The following is a 17527-nucleotide window of genomic DNA, read 5'->3' as shown; positions in this document are numbered from 1 at the left end:
ACCATCTATTAATGTTTAAAAGACCATCGGTGATTTTTGTCCAATGGTCTTTTTTACTCTTTATATACAAATGAAAAATTTATTTATGATACGGTTCACCACGATTAATCCGAAACGCTCTATACACCTGCTCAAGCAATACTAATCGCATTAATTGATGTGGTAATGTCATCTTCGAAAAAGAAAGAGATTCGTTTGAACGCTTCATTACTTCAGAACTAAGCCCCAGTGATCCACCAATTACAAATGTGATCTTGCTCTTTCCATATGTAGCAAGGCGATCTATACTTACCGCAAATTCTTCTGATGATTTTTGTTTTCCTTCTATAGCTAACGCAATGACATGCGTATCATCAGAAATTTTATCCAGTATACGAATACCTTCTTTTTCTTTTACAATTAACATTTCTGCTGCACTTAAATTTTCTGGTGCCTTTTCATCTGGCAATTCAATTACTTCTACTTTTGCGTAAGAAGATAATCGTTTTAAGTATTCTGCTATACCTTGTTTTAAGTATTTTTCTTTTAATTTTCCGATTGAAATAATCGAGATATTCACATTTATTCCCCACCTTACAAACACGTTATCCACAGGACTTATCCACATATCCACAAATGTTACCCACATATTGTGTGAGAATCTGTGTTCGATACAACATATGTCGCCTCATTTTGACAAAATTCACATGTTTTTTTCTCTTCTTTAGAGTTATCCACATTGTTAATAACCGGTGCGACTTCACACTCATCCACAATGATATCTAATGCTAATTCAACATGTTCTAAACAACAAGGTAAATTCATATTCTTCACCTCACTTTTCTACAATAGAAAACAGGAGGTAGGCCCTCCTGTTTTTAATACTTTTGAATGCCTAATTTCACCGTTGTTGTCGCTCGTTTTGTACCACGATAAAACGTAAGAGTCATTTTATCATTAATTTTTTTATTATATAAGGCCGTGCGGAACCCAATAATATCGTGCACCGCTTTTCCATCTACCGCCACAATAACATCATGTTCTCTAAGACCCGCATCCGTACCTGGCGAAGGACTTTTCACATCTAAAATGCAGACCCCTTCTGTTACGTTACCTGGTAAGTGTAATGTTTTTGACCAATAGTAACTCGGAATCTCATTTAATGATCTTAGTTCAATCCCAACGTAAGGTCTTTTTACTTTACCGTACTTTTCTAGTTCATTCATAATAGGAACAGCTCTCGTAACTGGAATAGCTAGTCCAATTCCTTCTACTTCTTTTGCTGCAATTTTCATTGAGTTAATACCTATTAATTGTCCCGCTACATTTACAAGCGCTCCACCACTATTACCTGGATTAATTGCCGCATCTGTTTGCAATACTTCTACTTGCCAATCGTAATGTCCATCTTGATTTAAATCTACAGGAACAATACGCTCATTAGCCGAAATAATACCTTGTGTGACAGTTCCGGAAAATTGTAGCCCAAGTGGATTTCCAATCGCAATAACTGGTTCTCCTCTACGAACGGTATTAGAGTCGCCAATTTCAATCACTTTCTTCACATACTTCGCATCTATTTCAAGTACCGCTAAATCAGTGACTACATCGGTTCCTAATACTTTACCTGGAATTTTCTTACCGTCACTTAAGCTCACTTCAATACGATTCGCCCCAGCAACAACGTGGTTATTCGTTACAATATACGCATTTCCATCTGTTTTCTTATAAATCACACCAGATCCTGTACCAGCTTCCGAATCAGCCTCTGAAAAATCGTCTCGTTGAATATTAATAACACCAACAACAGCCTCTGAAGCACGATCAACAGCGTCTACAAAGCTAATCTGTTTAACAGGAACATTTCCACTTTGAGCTTCAGCCATATTTTTTTCACTTGCTTCAGCTTGCGGAAGCTTACCTGCATGATTTGAAAATAAAGGAGCTCCAAATGCAAATAATGAAGCCCCTACAATTGTCCCTGCTATGCTAGAAATGACAATACCTTTATGTTTCTTTTTCCCTGCACGTTTAATACGATATTTTTCTTCATCAATAAAGGACATATTTGTTCACCTATCTTCCTGAAAACAACTATATTCACCTTTATTGTTTACTAAAATGAAGAATTATACGTATTGAATTTTCGTAGGCATTTTTTGATCCGTATCATGTATTTCAAAGGATTCTCCAACCCCAAAACCTTTTTCTTCTAATACTTGTGATACAGACATACGCGCTAATTCTTTCATGTTATTATCTAGGCTTAAATGCGCTAAATAAATGTGTTTTGTCTCATCTGTAATAACATCAGCCATCGCTAATGCAGCGTCCTCATTACAAACGTGGCCAACGTCGCTTAAAATACGTCGCTTAATGCTCCATGGATAGCGTCCCATACGAAGCATTTCCACATCATGATTGCTTTCAAACACGAAAGCATTTGCTCCCTTAATAACACCTTTCATACGATCACTTACGTAGCCCGTATCTGTAATAAGAGCTAACTTTCTATTATTGTTATGAAAAGCGTAAAACATCGGTTCCGCCGCATCATGAGAAACACCAAATGATTCAACTTCAATATCCCCAAATGTTTTCACGTCTCCTACTGAGAAAATGAATTTTTGATCAGTTGGGATATTGCCTACTAAATGTTCCATTGCATTCCATGTTTTCTCGTTCGCATAAACAGGTAAATCATATTTACGCGCCAATACACCTAATCCTTTAATGTGATCACTATGCTCATGTGTTACAAGAATACCTGATATGTCATTTATATTCAGTTCCGCCTGTTTAAATAACGCCTCTGTAGCTTTACCACTTAAACCTGCATCGACAAGCAGTTTTTTTTCATCTGTTCCTACATATAGCATATTCCCTGTACTTCCACTTGCAAGTACACTAAAATGCATGCTCATTCTTTCTCACTCCATTATGTTCTTCCGGCACTTGAGTTTCCCCTAATTCCATAACTTGTCCTTCAATTGCATTCACAAAAAAATCCTTTTTTTGTTCTGTCTTTAAGTTCCATGTTGGAGCAAGCACTTGTATATTAGAAGAAGACTCCGCAAGAGTCGCATATCCAATCTGCGCCTCTTTCACGTGCGTATTTTCTGCAATTTTATTTTTCAAATATATATTTTCTAAAGCTGTTTGAGCAGTAATAATTTCTTGTTCTTTCGTCTTTTCGCTTTCGCCCATTTCCTTCAAATCCGTTAACATTGTTTGTGTATATGAAATAAGCTCATTTTTTTCATTTAAATCTACAACAATCATCGCACGATTATTGTAGAAGATTGGTTTATCTTTATACTTTTGAAAGAAGTAAACTTTTGAGTCCTTTATTGCTCCAAACTCATATTTTTGTCCATCCAGCACATAATTTTTCAAAAACTCATTATACTTATCTTTTGACAATGATTTTGTATTTAAAAAAGGCTCTTTTAATTTACCCTCTATTTGATATTCATCTTGCACATGCGCTGTCTGATTTTTTAAAGATTGCACATCTTCTTCTTTGAAACCCTTATTTTTTGCCATTATAAATGACTCTTTTTTCGGTTCTTTAGGGAAATTTCCCATAGTAATTTTTTCAGCTTTTAATTGTTGATCGATTTTCGTTTCCGTCACAAGTTCTAATTGATTACTATCTTGCTTTTGAATGAACTGAAAGATAAGAAAGAGGTCTAAAACAAAAAAGGTCACAATAAATATGGTTTTAATTCGATCCCAATCCATTTAGTCCCCCCTCACTCCACTTATATATTTGTTGCTTACCATCTTCTTCACATTTTACATACCATATCGGCTGTAAGACAGCGATTCTCACATCACTGATGGACGGTTCCAATGACATTTTATAACCAATACCAACATCCTGAATTGATTTTTTATCAATTTCTGGATTATTCTCTAGTGATGTCATCACTGTACGACCTGATGCGAGAGAAGTTGTTTGTTGTTTACTAGGCAAAGTAATACTGAACTCAAAAAAGGGTCTTTCATACTGCATAATTTCACCTGAACCCCATACTTGTTTTAATTCCGCTATTCCATTTGCATTAAATACAGGCAAACCATCCTCATATAAACGGAATGAAGTTTTCCTCCCATTAATATAATCAAAACGATAGGACTTCAAGGATCCACTATGCCCACTTACAAAGTCAAAACTTTTTTGTAAAATTACCGCATTATCCGTAGATTTATCACCATGTACAGCGGAATTTTTATATTTCAACATTGCATCCGACTTATCAATTTCCATAGAACGGATACCATCTGTAAATGTTTCCTTTGTTTTTTCAGAAATAGGACTTAAATAACGTGGATCACTAAATAAAGCATTTTTAAATGGATCCACTTCTAGTTTAGCTGTAATATACTCTGCCTTACTTAATTCCGTAATCCCCTCTGGTAAAAAAAGTTTTTTTGTATCATTTATTTGATACTCAAAATATGGTCTTGCTACTGTTATAAGTTGATTTTGAGCATTTATAATATCCTTTATATAAGCACCACTCAATGTTGCTTGATATATTTTATGAGGAGTATCATAGGAAACAAAGCTAACTTTAATTTCTTGGTCCTTACTTCTAGAAGGATCAATTATAATACGATTAAAACTTCTGTTACTTCCTATGTTTTTATCTTTAATATTAAACATATTTTTAATCGTATCTAACGGGATATTTGTAGGAAAAACAAATTCAATTTTTTCTTCTCCGTGTACATAAGACAGAAAATCACCTTTAGGGACTGTCCCCGTTATTTCCTCGAAATTATGTAATTCTCCGTTTTCAAGAATTTTATAGATCGAATCCACATTTTCCTTCTTTTCGCTTACATAATGATTTTTCTCTTTATGAATAACGACAGAGGATGGGCGAACAACCTCCGAAATCTTTATCGTATTTATCTCTTCGTTACCTTGAACGAACTTTGTATTTTGCATAGAAGTAGAATCAGGAACATATGTCCACAAGTTAAAAGTAAGAAATAGACTAATGACAACCAAATTAATTAGAACTATCGTTTTAAAGTTTTCCATACTCATTCCCAATCGTCCTCTTCATCTGTCGCCATTGGCAATGTGAAATAAATAGTTGTCCCTTTTCCTTCCTCACTTTTCGCCCAAACTGAGCCGCCATGTGCCTCGATCATTTCTTTCGCAATGGCTAACCCAAGACCTGTACCACCCATTTGTCTCGAACGCGCTTTATCTACACGATAAAAACGTTCAAATATTTTATCTACATTTTCTTTCGGAATTCCCATTCCTTGATCACTCACACTAATCTCTAATAACTCCCCGCGGTCACGTAGGCGATATGTTACTGTACCACCTTCTGGCGAATATTTTAGTGCATTGGAAATAATGTTATATAAAACTTGTGTAATTTTGTCTGTATCCATATCAATAAATCGAGATTTTTTAGAGAAAGATCGTTTGAAGCTTACATTTTGCTCTTTAGACATTTCAAAACGATCGATAACGTTATTAAAGAAATCAGTAAAGTCGACCCATTCCTTCATTAAGCGATGTTCTGTACTATCTAGTTTAGATAGTTGTAACAATGCATTTACAAGCCTGATCATTCTTTCCGTTTCTTCTTGTGTAACTGTTAAAAATTGCGGTGCAATATTTGGATCTTGCCATGCCCCATCAGTAAGTGCTTCTAAGTAACTGCGCATCGTTGTTAACGGCGTTCTTAACTCATGAGATACGTTCGCAACAAACTCACGGCGCTCTTGTTCTATCCGCTCCTGCTCTGTTACATCATATAATACAGCAATTAAACCATTTGCCTTCCCTGTTTCTTTTTGAATAACAGAGAAACTAGCACGTAAAATATATGGTTCATTTCTCGTACTAAAATCTAATAAAACTGAATCAGGCTCTTCATATAAATGATCCAGTGTAAATTCTTCTTGTATTCCTAGCACTTCTAACACTGATTGATCTAGTGCCGTTTCACGCGAAACATTTAACATCTTTTCCGCAGGATCATTTAATAAAATGATATCCCCTTTTCGATCAGTAGCAATTACTCCATCTGTCATATGTGATAAAACGGATGATAATTTTCGTCTTTCACTTTCTGTGGAGGAACGAGCTTGTTGTAATTTTTTAGATAAATTGTTAAAAGATAATGCTAATTGCCCAATCTCATCGTGACTATGCACCTTTACTTTTCGCGAATAATTTCCTTTCGCCATTTCAATTGCTTGTCTTCGCATATCTGAAATTGGTCTCGTAATTGTTTGAGCCAATAAAATTCCAAGTACAGCTGTTACTAATAAAGCAATTACTGTCCCCGTTGCGAAAATTTGGTTGATGTCCTTCATTTGTTTGTACACATCTTCCATAGATGCAACGATATGAATGACACCAAGTACCTCTCCGCCTGGCTCTTTTAGAATAGGGGTAATCATAACTTGAACTCGATGACCTGTATTTCCATCTTTTTCAATCTTTGACTCTGGTTTCTTTTGTACCATTACACGTTGTACAGCTGTATCTGCTGACGTTCTTCCTACCTTATTTTGCTTAGATCCGTCTGAAATTGCCATTAATTTTTTAGTAGAATCAATTACACTTACTTCTTGAATATCTTTCTTACGATCTGATGCGAATTTTTGAATCGAATCATTAATAGCTTTATCTACTGATTCTGTTTTAGGACGTTCTTTTACAAACTCTTGCTTCAGGTTATAAGAAAGTAGATTTGTTTGCTGCGTTAAGGAATCTTGAAAGCCTTTTACAAGGCTTTTTTCTAATTCCCTGACGAAATATACACCAATTACTTGCATTGCTATTAATATTAACAGCATATATATGAGCACAAATTTTAAATGAATAGATTGAAAAAAGCCAACTTTCTTCATATACTATTCCTGTTCTGGGTCACGCAAGTAATACCCTACCCCACGTCTAGTTACAATTAAAGTAGGATGACTTGGATTATCTTCAATTTTTTCGCGTAAACGACGTACTGTTACGTCTACTGTACGTACATCTCCAAAATAATCATAACCCCAAACTGTTTGTAATAAATGTTCACGAGTCATAACTTGACCTAAATGCTTTGCTAAATAATGTAGTAATTCAAATTCACGATGTGTAAGCTCAATGCTTTCTTCACGCTTTGTTACACTATAAGCGTTCGAATTGATAACGATTGGTCCAATAACCATTTCGGTATTTTCTTCTTTCTCTGCAGCACCACCCTGCTGATGGCGACGTAAATTCGCTTTCACACGAGCAAGTAACTCCCTCGTACTAAATGGCTTCGTTACATAATCATCTGCCCCAAGCTCAAGCCCTAATACTTTATCAATTTCAGAGTCTTTTGCTGTAAGCATAATAATTGGCATTTCTGAGCTTTTACGTATTTCACGACATACCTCTAAACCGTCTTTTCCCGGTAACATAATATCTAATAAAACCATATCTGGCTGTTCTTCATTTGCTTTTTCAATCGCCTCATCACCATCATGCGCCATTACAATTTCAAAACCTTCTTTTTCTAGGTTGAACTTCAAAATATCCGCAATTGGCTTTTCATCATCAACTACTAAAATTTTCTTTCCCATCATCGTCTATTTCCTCCTTATAAAAATATGATCAATAATCCTCAAACATATTGGTGTTTCTATAGTATGTTCCTATATGACAACAATCTTAGTCTAAGTATTTCTCCTCTATTCTCATAGACTCATGTATCATCCACTTTTACACGGAATCCTATACGATCTATAGAAAAACCTCTAGCTTCAACTGCTAGAGGCTCCTCATTCTATTGTAAAATAACTACCCACATTTGTAAAACTGGACAAAATAAAAAGGATATTAAGTGGGCCCACTTAATATCCTGAGAGTGGCTCGGGACGGAATCGAACCGCCGACACGAGGATTTTCAGTCCTCTGCTCTACCGACTGAGCTACCGAGCCAAAACTATATATAAAACCACTAATGGTGGTATAAACAAAAGTGGCGGTCCCGACCGGGGTCGAACCGGCGATCTCCTGCGTGACAGGCAGGCATGTTAACCACTACACCACGGGACCAAAAATGAACATAAAAAAACATGACCCGTACGGGATTCGAACCCGTGTTACCGCCGTGAAAGGGCGGTGTCTTAACCACTTGACCAACGGGCCACGAAAAATAAAATGGTGAGCCATGAAGGATTCGAACCTTCGACCCTCTGATTAAAAGTCAGATGCTCTACCAACTGAGCTAATGGCTCATACTCACCAACGTCATATTTTCGTGACGACAAGACATATCATAACATGTTATCTTTCATTTTTGCAATACCTTTTCTTATTTTTTATAAAAAAATAAGAAAAAACTCATAAAAATATGAGTTTTTTCTTAAAAAAATCAATTTTTTATATCAATTAAGCTTCGTATACATTACGAACGATATTTGTTTGATTACGATCTGGTCCAACCGAGAACATAGATAATTGGATTCCTGTTAATTCAGAAACACGCTCTACGTATTTTCTTGCATTTTCAGGAAGTTCATCCAATGATTTCATAGTAGTAACATCTTCTGTCCAACCTGGAAGCTCTTCATATACAGGCTCACATTTCGCTAAAATGTTTAAGTTAGCTGGAACTTCATCGATAACTTCGCCATTGTATTTGTAAGCAACACAAATTTTAAGAGTTGGGATACCTGTTAATACATCGATAGAGTTTAATGATAAGTCTGTTAAACCACTAACACGACGTGCATGTCTTACAACAACGCTATCGAACCAACCTACACGGCGTGGACGACCAGTTGTTGTTCCGTATTCACGACCAACTTCACGAATTTGGTGACCGATTTCATCATTAAGTTCAGTAGGGAATGGACCATCACCAACACGGCTTGTATATGCTTTACATACACCTACAACGCGAGTAACTTTCGCAGGACCAACTCCAGTTCCAACTGTTACACCACCAGCAATTGGGTTAGAAGATGTAACGAACGGATACGTACCGTGGTCGATATCAAGCATAACACCTTGTGCACCTTCAAATAATACACGATTATTGTTATCTAGTGCATCATTTAATACGACAGATGTATCGCATACGTAATGTGCGATTTGTTGTCCGTATTCGAAGTACTCTTCAAAGATTTCTTCTACGCTGAAACCTTCTGTATCGTACATTTTTTCAAACAAACGATTTTTCTCCACTAAATTACGCTCAAGCTTCTCTTTAAATGCTTCACGGTCTAAAAGATCAGCCATACGGATACCAATACGAGCAGCTTTATCCATATATGCAGGACCGATACCTTTTTTCGTTGTACCAATCTTGTTATCACCTTTACTCGCTTCTTCTAATTCATCTTGTTTTAAGTGATAAGGTAAAATAACGTGCGCACGGTTACTTACACGTAAATTATCAGTACTTACACCACGATCGTGTAAGTATTTCAACTCTTCAAGTAATGCTTTCGGATCTACTACTAAGCCATTTCCGATTACACAAATTTTCTCTTTATAGAAAATACCAGATGGAATTAAGTGTAATTTATATTTAACTCCGCCGAAAACAATTGTATGTCCCGCGTTATTTCCACCTTGATATCTTGCAACTACTTCCGCATGCTCAGAAAGAAAATCAGTGATTTTACCTTTTCCTTCGTCGCCCCATTGTGTTCCTACAACTACTACTGAAGACATTATTAAAGCACCTCCGCAATTTTCAAACGATCTATTCAAACAATATAATTGTACCAAAACAGAAAGAGAAGTCAACCAAAAAGCGAACATTTTTTTATCGAAAAACGTTTTCGTTCGTAAGAATTACATATTCACCTTATGAAAGCCCTATCTTTCATATAAAAAAAAAGAAACACATCTTATTATAAGAAATGTGTTTCTTTTTTATACTGCCTTTATGCGTGCGGTGCATGTCCATCCTCAAAGCGGCGTTCTAAGTTGACGAATTTATTAAATTCCTTAACAAACGCAAGCTCTACTGAACCTACCGGACCATTACGTTGCTTTGCAATGATAATTTCAATTGTATTTTTATTTTCTGTTTCACGATCATAGTAATCTTCACGATATAGGAAGGCTACAATGTCAGCATCCTGCTCGATACTTCCTGATTCACGAATGTCAGACATCATCGGACGTTTATCTTGACGAGATTCTACACCACGAGATAACTGCGACAAGGCAATAACAGGTACTTGCAATTCACGTGCAATCCCTTTTAATGTACGAGAAATCTCAGATACTTCCTGCTGACGGTTTTCTCCTGATTTCCCACTTCCTTGAATAAGCTGTAAATAGTCAATCAAAACCATCCCAAGACCTTGCTCTTGCTTTAATCTACGACATTTTGCTCGAATCTCATTTACTTTAATCCCTGGTGTATCATCAATATATATACCAGCATTAGAAAGGCTACCCATCGCCATTGTTAATTTCGCCCAATCATCAGAAGTTAATGAACCGGTACGAAGTCTTTGTGCATCAATATTTCCTTCTGCACAAAGCATACGCATAACAAGCTGATCAGAGCCCATCTCTAAACTAAAAATCGCTACATTTTCATCAGTTTTCGTCGCTACGTTTTGTGCGATATTTAGTGAAAATGCAGTTTTCCCTACCGATGGACGCGCCGCCACGATGATTAAATCATTTCGCTGAAAACCTGCGGTCATCTTATCTAATTCAGTAAATCCAGTTGGTATCCCGGTAACTTCACCCTTTTGATTATGCAAAAGTTCAATTTTATCATAAGCATCTACAAGAACATCTTTAATGTTTTGGAATGCTTTTGCATTTGTTTGGTGAGATACTTCTAATATTTTTTTCTCAGCCTCATTTAAAAGGCCATCCACATCATCTTCTCGCTCGTATCCATCCGATACAATATGAGTCGCCGTTCGAATTAAACGACGTAAAAGTGCCTTTTCAGCGATGATGCGTGCATAATATTCTACGTTAGCAGCTGTTGGAACAACTTCTGCTAACTCTGCTAGATAAGAAACCCCACCAACTTCTTCTAGTAATCCTTGATCAGCCATCGCTGATGTCATTATTACTAAGTCGATTGGTTCTCCCTTATCAGACAACCCAAGCATGACTTCAAAAATTTTTTGATGTTTCGTTCGATAAAATGAGTCAGGTACCAATAGTTCCGATGCTGACGTTAACGCATCCTGATCAATTAATATGGCACCTAAGACTGCCTGCTCAGCTTCTATATTATGCGGAGGGGTACGATCAGCCATTACATCACTCATGCGCAATCCTCCTTGCTTAATTTATTTTTATTGTTCACTAACATGAACTTTTACTGTTGCTGTTACTTGCGGATGCAATTTCACATTGACGTTTGTATAACCTAATGCACGGATTGCATCATCCATTTCAAATTTACGCTTATCAAGTTTAATCTTGTGTGACTTTTGCATTACATCTACAATTTGTTTACTCGTGATAGAACCAAATAAGCGGCCACCTTCTCCAGATTTCGCCTTTACTTCTACAGTTAATTTCTCTAATGTTTCTTTCAGCTCTTTTGCATTCTCAACTTCTGCTGCTGCATCTTTTTCCTCTTTGCGCTTTTGAGCATCTAAAGTTTTCATACTGCTGTTTGTCGCTTCGGCAGCTAACCCCTGTTTTAGTAAGAAATTATTTGCATAACCGTCTGGTACGTTTTTTATTTCTCCTTTTTTACCTTTACCTTTTACGTCTTTTAGAAAAATTACTTTCATGATTGTGTGCCTCCCTGTAAATAGTCATCAATAACAAATTGAAGCTTCTCCTCCGCTTCATCTACTGTAACATTTTTCATTTGTGTGGCTGCATTTGTTAAGTGCCCGCCACCTCCTAAATTCTCCATAATTAGCTGTACATTCAATTCACCTAAAGATCTACCACTAATTCCAATGAAATTTTCTCCACGTTTTGCAATAACAAACGATGCAATGATACCTGTCATTGTCAATAATGTGTCTGCTGATTGTGCAATAAGTACTTGGTCATAATATTCATCACCATCAACTTTAGCAATCGCAATTCCATTTTTATAAATGTACGCATTTTTAATGGCTTTTGCAACTCGTAAATACTGACCCATATCTTCTTTTAAAAGCTCTTGTACAAGTACAGTGTCTGCGCCATGCGAGCGTAAATAAGAAGCGGCATCAAATGTACGAGCGCCTGTACGGAATGTAAAACTTTTCGTATCAACAATAATACCAGCTAACAATGCCGTTGCTTCTAACATTGTCATCTTTAAATTTTTCGGTTGATACTCAAGTAATTCTGTAACAAGCTCTGCCGTTGAAGAAGCGTATGGCTCCATATAAACAAGTAATGGATCTTCAATGAAATCTTCCCCGCGGCGATGATGGTCAATAACTACTACATTTTCAATCTTGTGTAACAGTTTTTCCTCCATCACCATTGAAGGTTTATGCGTGTCAACAACAACAAGTAATGAATCATCATTTGCAAATTCCATCGCTTGCCCTGGTGTAATAAAATGTGACCATAACTCTTCATTTTGTTTCACTTTATCCATCAAACGTTTGATTCCTTTATCAGAATCATTTTCATCTAATACAATATATCCTTTGCGCTCATTTAATTGAGCTACCTTTAAAATACCAATCGCTGCACCAATCGCATCCATATCAGGAGCTCTATGCCCCATTATAATGACATTACTGCTTTCTAATACTAAATCCTTTAATGCATGTGAAATAACCCTAGCACGTACACGAGTACGCTTTTCAACCGGATTCGTCTTACCACCGTAAAACTTAACTTTACCCGTTGCTTGTTTAATAGCTACTTGGTCTCCTCCTCGTCCTAATGCAAGGTCTAAACCAGATTGAGCCATCGCTCCAAGTTCTGATAAAGGTAAATCACCTGAGCCAACACCAACACTTAATGTAAGTGGTATATTCCTTTTTGATGTTTCTTCACGCACTTGATCCAAAATACTAAATTTCCCTTTCTCCATTTGCGCTAAAATACTTTCATTTAGTACAACGAAGAATCTTTCTGAAGATGCACGTTTCAAATATGCACCATACTTAACGGCCCATTCATTTAGACGTGACGTCACAAGACTTGTTATATTCGTACGTAATTGGTCATCTAATCCTTGTGTAACTTCATCATAGTTATCTAAATAAATAACAGCTAAAACAGTGCGCTGATCTTCATACATCTTTTCAATTTCTGTTTGTTCCGTTACATCAAAGAAATAAATTAGCTTTTCTTCTTTCCTTACAAAAACACGAAACTTTCGATTATTTAAAGAAACTATATCGTCAGAAGTTTCCCCCTTAATAAAAAGGAGTAATGTTTCTGATACATCGTAAAGGTGCCAACCAGCTAATGCATGCTGCCCCAAACATGATGATAAATAAGGATTCGCCCAATCAATCCCATAATCCTTATTGTATAACAAAATACCAATTGGCATTTGGTTAAATGCTTCATTACTCACTTTCTTTACCCTTGTAATCATATCTGTCGTATGTTTTTCAAAATTCCTTTGAAAAGTAAGTTCGAATCGTATAACGAAAAAAAGTACAATACAAAAGATAAAGAAGGCTGATATCCCCATAATTAAATGAAAGTAACAGAGGAGTGAAATTAGCACGAATACAAAAAATGCCAATACGTAAACAGGATATAAAAACCACTGTTTCTTATAAAATTCAGGCATGTATACAACTCCTATAAAGTAAAACTAACTCACTTTCCAGTTAGTTAAACAAATTAAAATAGTGTAAGGAATATTATTTTATTCCCCTATTTTAGAACGCAATGAAATCCCTAAATCAATTATACCTAAGATTGTTACAAGAGGAAACATCATCGGAATAAACATGCAGACAATAAAACTAATAATAGGAACACCTTTCGTAAAACCTTTGCTATGCGCTATAAAAGCGATAAATGTCAGACCTTGCAGTACTAGTAGTAAAGCAAATATGACATATAAATTAGAAAATACCATATGTAAATATGATGTCGGTTCTACTTTTATAAAAGTTGATAGCAAAATAAATATAACGTAATACCAAACAATACTCTTTGGTAATTGTATATCTTTAAATTTAGGCCACGGTATAACGTCATGCTTTAGTTTTCTCAAAACACTACCTGATATCATAACTGTAATCCAAGAAAAACATACAGAAACCATTACAAGCAAACTTGGGAATAACGTTTGTAACACATCATTAAATTGTGCAAATAATTCTTTTTGCTCTTTACTAATAGGCATACCCGCAGCAGTAACTATCTTTTCACTTTGCGCCATACTTTCATTAAACATATTTTGCATTAGCTTCATTAAATCTATGTTAAAAAACTTTATACTCGCAACATAAATGAGCATAATACCAATTAAGTACGCAAGCGTCCCCGCCATTAAAGTTTCTACCGGATTTTTTCGTTTTTTATACATATATCCTAAAACGATACCTATCAATCCAAACATAGTTGTCTTTACTAGGTTCATCGGCTGGCTGACAATAACAGTAATAAAAAGCGCCGCAGTAAAAACTATAAAGGCGTTAGATAATCTATATCTTATCGTTAGCAATATAAATGGCAATGGCAACGCAAACGTTACAACTGTACCTAAAATTGGAACATACATAGATATAAGCAATAACATTGCATATATCGCTAACAGTGCTGCACCCTCAGTAATAAATTTCGTATTCTTCATCATCTAACCTCTCTTTCAAAAAAGAAAAGCATAGCAAAATGCACAGTAGAGTCCGACTCTACTGTGCATTTCATACGCTATTATTCACCAACATATGGTAAAAGTGCCATTTGACGAGCACGTTTAATTGCAACTGTAAGTTTGCGTTGGTATTTCGCGCTTGTTCCTGTTACACGACGAGGTAAAATTTTACCGCGCTCAGAAACGAAACGTTTTAATAAATCAACATCTTTATAGTCAATGCGAGTGATGCCGTTAGATGTGAAGAAACACACCTTACGACGCTTCGCACGTCCACCTTTGCGTCCTGCCATGTCTATTCCCTCCATTCTTTGTTAAAAATAGCCGATTCACACCATTAAAATGGTAAATCGTCGTCCGAAATGTCAATCGGTTGACCAACATTCGAAAATGGATCGTCATTCTTCGTAAATCCAGAGTTACCTTGATTACCTTGGTTACCTGAATTACTAGATTGACCAAATGGGTTAGAGCTTTGGTTACCGAAACCAGCTCCTGATGGTTGCTGATTGAATGAACCACGTTGCTCCCCACCGCCATTACGCGGCTCTAAAAATTGTACGCTCTCCGCAAGAACTTCTGTTACATATACACGTTTACCATCTTGTCCATCGTAATTACGAGTTTGAAGACGTCCGTCTACGCCTGCTAAGCTACCTTTTTTCAAATAATTTGCCACGTTTTCTGCTTGTTTACGCCATATTACACAATTAATAAAGTCAGCTTCACGCTCACCTTGTTGATTCGCAAATGCGCGATTCACAGCTAACGTAAAAGTAGCTACTGCAACACCATTGGGCGTGTAACGTAAGTCAGGGTCCTTAGTTAAACGACCAACGAGGATAACACGATTCATCAATCGAACCACTCTCCCTTATATATCAATTATTTTTCTTCTTCTTTAACAACGATATGACGAAGGATATCTTCGTTGATCTTAGCTAAACGGTCGAATTCGTTAATCGCCTCTGAGTTAGAGTTCACGTTTAAGATCATGTAGAAACCTTCACGTAAGTCGTTGATTTCGTAAGCTAAACGACGCTTACCCCACTCTTTCGTGTTAATGATTTCTGCACCATTGTTTGTTAAAACACCTGCAAAACGTTCAACTAAAGCTTTTTGAGCTTCTTCTTCAACGCCAGGACGAATGATGTACATAATTTCGTACTTTCTCATTACACTTTCACCTCCTTTTGGTCTAAACGGCCCATAATGGGCAAGGAGCAATTAATTTATAGTAATTACTCACGAGTTTAGATTATATCATAGTAAGTTATATGAATCAACTCACCAATACGTAAAAAACTTGGCAAACACATAATATATTTGCCAAGCTCATATCTTTATTTTTCCTAGGAAATATTAAATTAAACGTTGAAGCGGAAGTGCATAACATCTCCGTCTTTTACGATATACTCTTTTCCTTCTAAACGTACTTTTCCAGCTTCTTTTGCAGCTGTCATAGAACCTTTTGTCATTAAATCATCATAAGAAACTGTTTCTGCGCGAATAAATCCACGCTCAAAGTCTGTATGAATTACGCCAGCACATTGTGGTGCCTTCATACCTTGTTTAAACGTCCATGCACGTACTTCTTGCACACCAGCTGTGAAGTAAGTTGCAAGTCCTAATAAATCATATGCAGCACGAATTAATTGATCTAAACCAGATTCTTCAATGCCTAGTTCTTCAAGGAATACTTTTTTCTCTTCCTCGTCTAGCTCAGCGATTTCTTCTTCGATTTTTGCACATACAACGATTACTTGAGAATTTTCATTTGCTGCAAATTCTTTTACCATTTGTACATATTTATTGTCAGAAGGATCCATAATATCATCTTCACTTACGTTTGCTACATATAGCATTTCTTTCGTTGTAAGTAAATGAAGGCCTTTAACAATCTTCATTTGCTCTTCTGTAAATTCAACAGTACGAGCTGGTTTTCCCTCTTCAAAAGCTTCTTTTAAACGAACTAAAATTTCATGCTCATATACAGCTTCTTTATCTTTTTGTCTTGCTAACTTCGCAACTCGTTCGATACGCTTATCAACAGATTCCAAATCCGCTAAGATTAGTTCTAAGTTAATTGTTTCAATGTCATCAATTGGATCTACTTTTCCTGAAACGTGCGTAATATTTTCATCTTCAAAACAACGAACAACTTGGCAAATTGCATCTACTTGACGAATGTGAGATAAGAATTTATTTCCTAACCCTTCACCTTTACTCGCACCTTTTACGATACCTGCAATATCAGTAAATTCAAATACAGTCGGAACAGTTTTTTTCGGTTCTACTAATTCCGTTAATTTATTTAAACGCTCATCTGGTACTTCTACAATCCCTACGTTTGGATCGATTGTACAGAATGGATAGTTCGCAGATTCTGCTCCTGCTTGTGTAATTGCATTAAATAAAGTGGACTTACCTACGTTAGGTAATCCAACAATCCCAGCCGTTAATCCCATATTTTTCACTCCTATGTCTCAATCTTTCATCATTATAGATAGTAACGAAAAAAATGACAAGTTTCCACCAAATGAAAAAAAGCAACGGCTGTCTACTGCAGCCGTTGCTTTTTCACTATTCTTCGTGCTTCACAAGTATTTTTTTTACCTTGCGATCAAACTCTCTTCGAGGAATCATTACCGAATGGTCACACCCCTCGCACTTAACGCGGATATCCATTCCCATACGAATAATCTTCCAGCGATTTTCACCACATGGATGGGCTTTCTTCATTTCCACAACATCGTACAAGTTATATTGCTTTTGCTCCATTCTCTAAA

General features: G+C 36.2%; 18 protein-coding genes and 4 tRNA genes. All 22 read right to left on the bottom strand.

The window, feature by feature from the left end; genetic code table 11:
• Window positions 1–79: 79 nt before the first annotated feature.
• Window positions 80–559, bottom strand: coding sequence for a 23S rRNA (pseudouridine(1915)-N(3))-methyltransferase RlmH (gene rlmH / locus MR066_RS20380; protein ID WP_002130178.1), 480 nt, complete (start codon window positions 557–559; stop codon window positions 80–82).
• A gap of 59 nt (window positions 560–618) precedes the next feature.
• Entirely contained in the window at window positions 619–804 is a 186-nt protein-coding gene (locus MR066_RS20375) for a CxxH/CxxC protein (RefSeq protein WP_002035001.1), read from the bottom strand.
• A gap of 53 nt (window positions 805–857) precedes the next feature.
• The gene (locus MR066_RS20370) at window positions 858–2045 is read right to left on the bottom strand and encodes a S1C family serine protease (protein WP_242248335.1); all 1188 of its coding nucleotides are present in this window, start codon (window positions 2043–2045) and stop codon (window positions 858–860) included.
• A gap of 63 nt (window positions 2046–2108) precedes the next feature.
• The gene (locus MR066_RS20365; protein ID WP_113936112.1) at window positions 2109–2903 is read right to left on the bottom strand and encodes an MBL fold metallo-hydrolase; all 795 of its coding nucleotides are present in this window, start codon (window positions 2901–2903) and stop codon (window positions 2109–2111) included.
• Window positions 2887–3723: a two-component system regulatory protein YycI gene (locus tag MR066_RS20360; RefSeq protein ID WP_242248333.1), complete on the bottom strand. Its 837-nt coding sequence runs from the start codon at window positions 3721–3723 to the stop codon at window positions 2887–2889. Before MR066_RS20360 ends, MR066_RS20365 begins: the two co-directional genes overlap by 17 nt.
• Window positions 3704–5041, bottom strand: coding sequence for a YycH family regulatory protein (locus MR066_RS20355; RefSeq protein WP_242248332.1), 1338 nt, complete (start codon window positions 5039–5041; stop codon window positions 3704–3706). The genes MR066_RS20360 and MR066_RS20355 overlap by 20 nt, the downstream gene beginning before the upstream one ends.
• Entirely contained in the window at window positions 5038–6873 is a 1836-nt protein-coding gene (gene walK / locus MR066_RS20350) for a cell wall metabolism sensor histidine kinase WalK (protein WP_002166370.1), read from the bottom strand. Before walK ends, MR066_RS20355 begins: the two co-directional genes overlap by 4 nt.
• A 3-nt stretch (window positions 6874–6876) precedes the next feature.
• Window positions 6877–7584, bottom strand: a complete 708-nt coding sequence (gene walR / locus MR066_RS20345) for a cell wall metabolism DNA-binding response regulator WalR (protein ID WP_000971867.1) — start codon at window positions 7582–7584, stop codon at window positions 6877–6879.
• A 282-nt stretch (window positions 7585–7866) separates the two neighbouring features.
• Window positions 7867–7939, bottom strand: a tRNA-Phe gene (locus tag MR066_RS20340).
• Window positions 7940–7980: 41 nt separating this feature from the next.
• A tRNA-Asp gene (locus MR066_RS20335) sits at window positions 7981–8056 on the bottom strand.
• A 21-nt stretch (window positions 8057–8077) separates the two neighbouring features.
• Window positions 8078–8149 (bottom strand) — tRNA-Glu (locus MR066_RS20330).
• Between the two features lie 13 nt (window positions 8150–8162).
• A tRNA-Lys gene (locus MR066_RS20325) sits at window positions 8163–8238 on the bottom strand.
• Between the two features lie 154 nt (window positions 8239–8392).
• Window positions 8393–9682 carry an adenylosuccinate synthase gene (locus MR066_RS20320; protein WP_242248331.1) on the bottom strand — a complete coding sequence of 430 codons (1290 nt, stop codon included), beginning with the start codon at window positions 9680–9682 and terminating at the stop codon, window positions 8393–8395.
• Between the two features lie 215 nt (window positions 9683–9897).
• Window positions 9898–11259 (bottom strand): replicative DNA helicase, encoded by a 1362-nt coding sequence (dnaB, locus tag MR066_RS20315; RefSeq protein WP_002016457.1) that lies wholly within the window; start codon window positions 11257–11259, stop codon window positions 9898–9900.
• Between the two features lie 27 nt (window positions 11260–11286).
• A complete protein-coding gene (gene rplI / locus MR066_RS20310) occupies window positions 11287–11733 on the bottom strand; it encodes a 50S ribosomal protein L9 (RefSeq protein ID WP_002130186.1) in 447 nt (148 codons plus the stop codon).
• The gene (locus tag MR066_RS20305; protein WP_061675567.1) at window positions 11730–13703 is read right to left on the bottom strand and encodes a DHH family phosphoesterase; all 1974 of its coding nucleotides are present in this window, start codon (window positions 13701–13703) and stop codon (window positions 11730–11732) included. Before MR066_RS20305 ends, rplI begins: the two co-directional genes overlap by 4 nt.
• 78 nt (window positions 13704–13781) lie before the next feature.
• Window positions 13782–14717 (bottom strand): YybS family protein, encoded by a 936-nt coding sequence (locus MR066_RS20300; protein WP_242248329.1) that lies wholly within the window; start codon window positions 14715–14717, stop codon window positions 13782–13784.
• 80 nt (window positions 14718–14797) lie between these two features.
• Window positions 14798–15031: a 30S ribosomal protein S18 gene (gene rpsR / locus MR066_RS20295; RefSeq protein ID WP_000918874.1), complete on the bottom strand. Its 234-nt coding sequence runs from the start codon at window positions 15029–15031 to the stop codon at window positions 14798–14800.
• A 44-nt stretch (window positions 15032–15075) separates the two neighbouring features.
• A complete protein-coding gene (gene ssb, locus MR066_RS20290; RefSeq protein ID WP_000981963.1) occupies window positions 15076–15597 on the bottom strand; it encodes a single-stranded DNA-binding protein in 522 nt (173 codons plus the stop codon).
• A 26-nt stretch (window positions 15598–15623) separates the two neighbouring features.
• On the bottom strand, window positions 15624–15914 hold the full coding sequence (rpsF, locus tag MR066_RS20285) for a 30S ribosomal protein S6 (RefSeq protein ID WP_001233782.1): 291 nt from the start codon (window positions 15912–15914) through the stop codon (window positions 15624–15626).
• 191 nt (window positions 15915–16105) lie between these two features.
• Window positions 16106–17206, bottom strand: a complete 1101-nt coding sequence (gene ychF, locus MR066_RS20280) for a redox-regulated ATPase YchF (protein WP_242248327.1) — start codon at window positions 17204–17206, stop codon at window positions 16106–16108.
• A 115-nt stretch (window positions 17207–17321) separates the two neighbouring features.
• Entirely contained in the window at window positions 17322–17519 is a 198-nt protein-coding gene (locus MR066_RS20275; RefSeq protein ID WP_000436054.1) for a DUF951 domain-containing protein, read from the bottom strand.
• Window positions 17520–17527 lie beyond the last annotated feature (8 nt).

Origin of the sequence: Bacillus cereus group sp. BfR-BA-01523 (assembly GCF_022662615.1) — a bacterium.
GTDB classification, from domain to species: Bacteria; Bacillota; Bacilli; order Bacillales; family Bacillaceae_G; genus Bacillus_A; species Bacillus_A mycoides.
Note: the sequence above shows the minus strand (reverse complement) of the source record. Positions and strands in the feature narration are given on the sequence as shown.